This window comes from Anaeromassilibacillus sp. An200 (assembly GCF_002160025.1).
GTDB classification, from domain to species: Bacteria; Bacillota; Clostridia; order Oscillospirales; family Acutalibacteraceae; genus Caccousia; species Caccousia stercoris.
Genome location: NZ_NFJU01000032.1, coordinates 25,719 through 31,925 on the forward strand (window position 1 = coordinate 25,719; position 6,207 = coordinate 31,925).

The 6,207-nt window shown below is 39.7% G+C and carries 6 protein-coding genes; 5 read left to right on the plus strand and 1 reads right to left on the minus strand.

The window, feature by feature from the left end:
- The first annotated feature begins 1 nt into the window (after position 1).
- The 5 genes from B5F35_RS14040 to B5F35_RS14060 all read left to right on the plus strand — a co-directional run bounded on the left by B5F35_RS14040 (position 2) and on the right by B5F35_RS14060 (position 4,119).
- Positions 2-475: an RNA polymerase sigma factor gene (locus B5F35_RS14040; protein ID WP_087242038.1), complete on the plus strand. Its 474-nt coding sequence runs from the start codon at positions 2-4 to the stop codon at positions 473-475.
- A 95-nt stretch (positions 476-570) separates the two neighbouring features.
- Positions 571-1,485, plus strand: a complete 915-nt coding sequence (locus tag B5F35_RS14045; RefSeq protein WP_087242040.1) for a hypothetical protein — start codon at positions 571-573, stop codon at positions 1,483-1,485.
- A gap of 3 nt (positions 1,486-1,488) precedes the next feature.
- On the plus strand, positions 1,489-1,911 hold the full coding sequence (locus B5F35_RS14050) for a hypothetical protein (RefSeq protein ID WP_087242042.1): 423 nt from the start codon (positions 1,489-1,491) through the stop codon (positions 1,909-1,911).
- A 379-nt stretch (positions 1,912-2,290) separates the two neighbouring features.
- The gene (locus B5F35_RS14055; RefSeq protein ID WP_087242044.1) at positions 2,291-2,716 is read left to right on the plus strand and encodes a hypothetical protein; all 426 of its coding nucleotides are present in this window, start codon (positions 2,291-2,293) and stop codon (positions 2,714-2,716) included.
- 164 nt (positions 2,717-2,880) lie between these two features.
- Entirely contained in the window at positions 2,881-4,119 is a 1,239-nt protein-coding gene (locus tag B5F35_RS14060) for a PLP-dependent aminotransferase family protein (RefSeq protein WP_087242046.1), read from the plus strand.
- Here B5F35_RS14060 and B5F35_RS14065 read toward each other — a convergent pair.
- Positions 4,103-5,962, minus strand: coding sequence for a hypothetical protein (locus tag B5F35_RS14065; protein WP_087242048.1), 1,860 nt, complete (start codon positions 5,960-5,962; stop codon positions 4,103-4,105). The genes B5F35_RS14060 and B5F35_RS14065 overlap by 17 nt on opposite strands.
- Positions 5,963-6,207 lie beyond the last annotated feature (245 nt).

Genomic DNA, 6,207 nt, shown 5'->3' on the forward strand with positions numbered 1-6,207 from the left:
TTTGAGCCAAACCAATCGCTCATTTCAAGAGCTATATGAGATGCTGCACGATAAAATGCTGCGCGTAGCATATCGGATGGTGGGAAATGTAGAAACAGCGGAAGAACTGGTGCAAGATACTTTTCTGCTGGCTCTGTTTCAAAAAGAGAAACTGGCACTTCACCCATCACCAGAAGGATGGCTCATGCGTGCACTTCAAAATTTAGCTCTCAACGAACAGCGCCGCTTGAAAAATCATCCTCAAATATCGTTAGATTCTCTTTTGGATGTGGCTGGAGAAAGCCATCTCAATTCCATAGAGGAGATTTTACCAAAACAGTTGTCAAAGCAAGATTGTGAAATTCTTCGTTGGCGTTTTGAACAAAATATGGACTACGACAAAATCGCAGACCGCCTTGGAATCTCAACCTCTAGCTGTCGAAGCCGAGTATCCCGTGCGGTAATGCGATGCAAAGAACTTTTGCAACAGTCTTAGTATACATAAAGTCTCGATAAAAATTTTTAAACTATGCTGCAACAAATACCTCTGTTTACGACATATAATAATAGAAGGGGAAGAAGGGGGCTGCTATGGATTCTCCTTTGAATCATCATACTAATCGGTTCAGTAAACCTGCTTGTCTTGACATATCCGCAGAACGTCTCGATTCCATGTCCCCTTCTGAACTAGAGCAGGCTATGGAAGATGCGCTGTCCATCATGACGGAGGATAACTATGATCCCGCCGTGATTGATGCGTATCTTGATGCATTGGATCGAAAGGCCCCTATGCCTAAGTATCCAGATGCAAAAAAATCTTATTCTGCCTTTCAGAAAAGAGTTCAATCTTTGTCGAAAAACACGGCACAACAAATACCACTAAGACATAATCGAGTGCAGCTGCGCGGTACAATGCGCATAAGTCTGGTGGCGGTTATAATAATTGTTTGCTTGCTCTGTGGCATGGCAGCAGTTCAGGCTGCTGGAATTGATATATTTGAAGCAATAGCACGTTGGAGTGAGAGCGCGTTTAGTTTCGGCGATCTTCCTAGTGATACCTCAGAGAACCCTGTCCTTAGAGCAGAAGAAGATGGAAACTTCTCCATACCTGATATTCCAGAAGAGTATCAAGAACTACAGAAAGAATTGGAAAAGCGCGGATTACCTCTGTGTTATCCTAAAATTCCACTCGGTTTTAAACCGGAAGAACCTTTTATGGAAATTGATCCCGAAACCAACTGTGTAAGTTTTAGTATCATTTATACAGAGGAGTCGGATTATATTGGATTTAATGTAACGCAATACTTTGGTGAAATTGAGTATGTATACGAAAAAGATGCCAGTGATGTGAAACAGTATGAGTATAATGGAATTACTCATTACATCTTCAACAACAATGACAGTACCACTGCAACATGGGTTAATGGTTATTTAGAATACGCTTTATTCGTAGATTCTCCCACTGTTGATATAATAGAACTGATTCAATCTTTTTATGAGGTGTAGACTATGCTGAAAAAGAAACATTTGTTATCCCTACTTTTGACTGTAATTTGTATATTTTCTTTTACTATCCCGATATCTGCTGACAGCTCCAAGGCTAGTGATCAAATCAGTGCATACCTTATAAACGTCGATTCGCGTAACAGCGCAATAAATGTCAAATTTTCTGTCATAGGGGATGGCATTGCCAATAAACTTGGATGTGAGAGTATTGATGTTTATAAGCAATCTGGTTCTCAGTGGGTTCTTTCAGAGTCAAAAGATGAATATGATACAGGTATGAGCCAATATAACAGCTTTACTTATACAAACACAATTTACTGCAATGCAGAGGCAGGAGCTAGATATAAAGTGGTTGTAACCGTTTTCGCAGAAAATGATGCCGGTCGTGATACTAGAAGCAAGACAGTTTACGTTACCGGAAAATAAAGAGTAATTGAATCCTAAAAGCCCTATTGCAAAATGTAGTTTTTACCCAAAACAGGAAATGGGCACATTAAAAAAGGTTGCCGAGAACCGTAACTCTAGCAGTTCTTGGGTAACCGTCAAATCTCCCGGTGTATAAAAGGCCGCCATCTCAGCGCATAGGCAATGAGATGGCGGTTGGCATTTTTATTTGGTTTAGGAATTCTGCATTCAAGGGGCGCGTTCACCGAGAGGAATGTCTCTACACAGATCTCCTCTGTTTAGCTCAGATCAGGCGCGTTGTTTAGCAACCAAACTAGGTATCGGTAGGAATCCAGGTCATTCTCCTTTGCAGTTGCAATCGGGCTGTAGCTTTCAGTGTTGAACTGCGCCAGTAGAAGTGTTGGAAAAGAGCCAGTTCTTCCAGCCCATCACAAAGGGCTTATTCAAGTGCGCCATTTCTAAGGGAATGCGGTACGCTTATGAGTATGACGTCATAGAGCGCATGACCTGCAAGAGTGTCAGCGGTCGCACACTGCTGGCACTGATCTACGACTGTGAGATCCATGGCCCCATCCGGCAGGAGTGCGCCTATGCCATGGACAAGAACCTGACAGGGTTGACCGTCCATTCCGGAGACGCGTTCCTGAACCGAACCAGCTATGCCTACGACGGCATCGACAACCGGACGGAATTCGGCTACGATGCGGCAGGCAATCTAACAAAAATCATGGACAACCAAAGGATCAAGACCCGTATTGCCTATGACCTACTGAACTGGGAGATCCGGCAGATCGAAAAGGATAGGCCTTTTTCTTGTACTGGATGAGATGGATATTACTTGAAAACAGACGATAATTTAGAAATACGCCTAGAATCTAATTATCTGCTATGATATATTATAGTAGATAATTCTTAATTATCTGCCGCTTCAAGATATTACTGCTCTGCAGTGGTGTTATTGGGATAATAGGAAAAAGCGAGGGAATCCATATGAACTATAATAGTTATTATGATAGACTGGTTTCATTATACGACGAATACGGGGAGTTCGATCGTTCAAAAATTCCCCTTTGTGCAGCGGAAAACTATGTTTCTCCCTTTGTAAAGCAAGGCCTCATTTCCAAATATGAAGGAAAATATATATCCGGATACATTAATCGAGACCGAGAGAAAGATTTTATTGGGAGTGACTATTTGGAAAAAATTTTATTGCTTGCCAACGACATGGCGGCCGACTTGTTTGGTGCAAAGTATAATGACTTCCGCAGTTTAACCGGTATGAACACTGTAGCTCTTATCCTAATGACATTGATTGATAAGGAGACGAAGATACTCATCACAGATCCTCAATCAGGAGGACACGGGTCGCTACCTAAGTTGTGCACAAATCTTGGGGTTCGGTACGAGTCTATTCCTTATAACTATTCTCTCATGCAAATAGATTATGACAAACTCAATTATATACTGGCACATGATGATACAATATCTTTTCTGTTCTTTTGTCAGTCCGATGTCATACAGCCACCTGAGTTGAAATTAATCAAACTACCTCCCCACGTTGGAATCATATATGATGCAACACAAACTTTAGGGTTGATTGCAGGGAAGGTTCTTCCTAATCCTTTGAGTGTCTATGACAATACCATTATAATTGGAGGAACACACAAGACGTTTCCAAGCGTAACTTGCGGATATGTCGCCACAAACAATGACGGCTATATTCAAAAAGTAAACCAGAACATATCACCTAATTTCTTAAGAAATGTCCAAATCAATAATATTACAAGCGTATGTCTAACTATGCTAGAGATGCTTAAATTTGGGAATGACTACGCCAGCAAGACAGTTTGTATCGCTAATGCTTTAGGCGCGGCATTAAATGAATATGATATCCCTGTAAAACATACTACTGATAGCTCATTTTCACATACACATCAACTATTTATTGAGCATCCCTTGGACAAGGTGGATTTCACCTATGCTCAATTCCGAAACTATGGTATTACGTTGAACAAGCGCAAAACAAATTACTTAACTGGATTTCGAGTAGGTGTTCAGGAGATAGCTCGTTATGGGTTTGATAAGCATATTCCTGAACTTGCCCGTTTGCTTTATCTCATACTTCGTTCTCCGGCAAAGAAATCAGAAATCATGTCCATAAAAGCGCAGTTGGCACAGCTGAAAACAGACCAATATGTTATTGATACTCTATTCATGGAATTGGAGTAATCGTAGACCGATAGTGGGCTAACCAATTGCTACGATATTCTGCATTTTCTATTGCGAGTTCCATAGTGGAAATTAGTCTATGATGGAATCCATAGCCTTCCCGTTGTTTACATTCTGATATGGTATTATCCCAATCAAATGGAATTTTAGGTTGGACATTTTCAAATCGTTGGAGACATTTGCAAGTAATCGCAATTAGATAAAGGATGTCCTTATCTCCATTGTTTGTACATATGTCATAACATAATGTGTAATACTTTTCGGCCTCTTTCCACTGCTCGCTAATTCTTAGAAACTCTGCTTTAATAAAATAACAATTTGTCAAATATCTCCGCTCTTCAACTTCATAATATGCAATAGCACTTTCTTCCTGTTTAATAAGACTTGGAATCAAGGAATGGTCAAAACGTTTTGAATAAAAGTCAACAATTGGATAATAGGTTTCATAATAATAGTAACTTGAATTAACTAATTTACGTGCATTTCGGAATTGCTCCATCATTGATTCGAGGTTGCTTAACAGCCTCCCCCATTCGGCGGATGGTTGAACAATCTCATTTAATCGCAATATTATAACAGAAAAGTGAGCTCTTAGCCAAACCGTGTTTCGATCTTGAGTTCCAACTTGCTGCAACACTTTAATCGAATCTTCAAAGCGACCAAGATGTTTTAGAATATGCGACTGTAGCAAAATGATATCAAAGTACATGGCTTTGCCAATGTTACTATTTATAAATGTGTCTCTATTGCAGATTTCGGCCAGTAAGCAAATCAGCGATTCGTATGCATCGTTGTACTTTCCGAGGAAATGATCCAAATTTGCTTTTTCATATCTCGTTTTGTACACTAAAGCCCTATTTTGAGGAGACGGTAGTGGCAAATCATTATAAAGTTTTGTGGCTTTTGCATACTGCCCTTGTCTTAACGCCAGATAAAACTCTACAAACGAAGCGTCCATTTCCATCAGAAGGGAAAAATCGTTGGATATAAGTAAGTCAACGATTGTCCCAATATTATTATGTGAGAGTCGCCCCAATTTTTCTGCCATAAAATCAATTTGGCTTTGCGATTTGTCTTGCAATAATTGTGCGAAAGAAGGAACACTCTGCAGTTCATGCAACAATTCCACTATTTTGTCATCGGGAAAAAGGAGGGAATCAGCTGAAATATTATTAAAGTTCAAAAGAACGAAGAAGATGTCTGGGTCTTTTAAATTGTCGCTCCAGGGGAATTCCTGATTCTGAACATTAGTAACTACAACAAGATTAATTTTGCCTCTAATATATTCATAGTCTGATTTGATGTGAATTTCGAAAGAATCTTTGTAGGTTGTATAATCAACCAAAATTATATTTCCAAATTTTGAAGCTATCTTAGGATCAAATTGAAAAGAACCTCTCTGTCGTTTGTTTTTTATTTCTTGAAGCTCCGCACATACCCTTTGCGCAAAAGCGGTTTTCCCATTTCGTACACCGTACCGAATGCTCTTGGAGTAGTAATTTTGATGAGCAGTGATTTTTTGAGAGATACCAGCCAACACTTCCTCAATAAGTTCTTCTCTATCTACAAACGGTATGTCTTTTTTGTTTTTGAAGACAAACCTATCGGGAGGTGTTTGCGAGGTTTGGCGAATGTCCTGTACGACACAATATAAAATACTAATACAGCTAATTACAAAACTTGCGATGGATGCAGTTAATGTGCTAATTGATGAATAGCTAGCAGAACTGATGAGTGTACAAACGAAACTTGCTATATTGGCGGCAAGAGTTATTCCTCCAATTATGCTGTAGACAACGAGCTTTCGTTGTTTGGAAGTCCTTTTATTGTACTTAATTGTCATTTTGCATCTCTCATCCTAGCATAAAAGTATTTTGGCAGATTGGCAGATAATTAAGAATTATCTGTTTATATATCAAAAGCCCGTACTGGTATACCAGTGCGGGCTTTTGTAAGTGTTAAAGCTAGAAGTTACCTTTGTAAGCGTCAAACGTAACGGCGCATAGACAATCCCAGCTCAGAGATGATTCTCAGAGCTGGGATTGTCTCGTCATTTTACTTTACACGTCTCCGGAGCCTTCCAGGGGA

What these genes read in the sequence shown, in the direction of transcription:
- B5F35_RS14060 (WP_087242046.1), top strand. Translation starts at nt 2,881, where the DNA reads ATGAACTATAATAGTTATTATGATAGACTGGTTTCATTATACGACGAA.
- B5F35_RS14065 (WP_087242048.1), bottom strand. Translation starts at nt 5,962, where the DNA reads ATGACAATTAAGTACAATAAAAGGACTTCCAAACAACGAAAGCTCGTT.
- B5F35_RS14050 (WP_087242042.1), top strand. Translation starts at nt 1,489, where the DNA reads ATGCTGAAAAAGAAACATTTGTTATCCCTACTTTTGACTGTAATTTGT.
- B5F35_RS14045 (WP_087242040.1), top strand. Translation starts at nt 571, where the DNA reads ATGGATTCTCCTTTGAATCATCATACTAATCGGTTCAGTAAACCTGCT.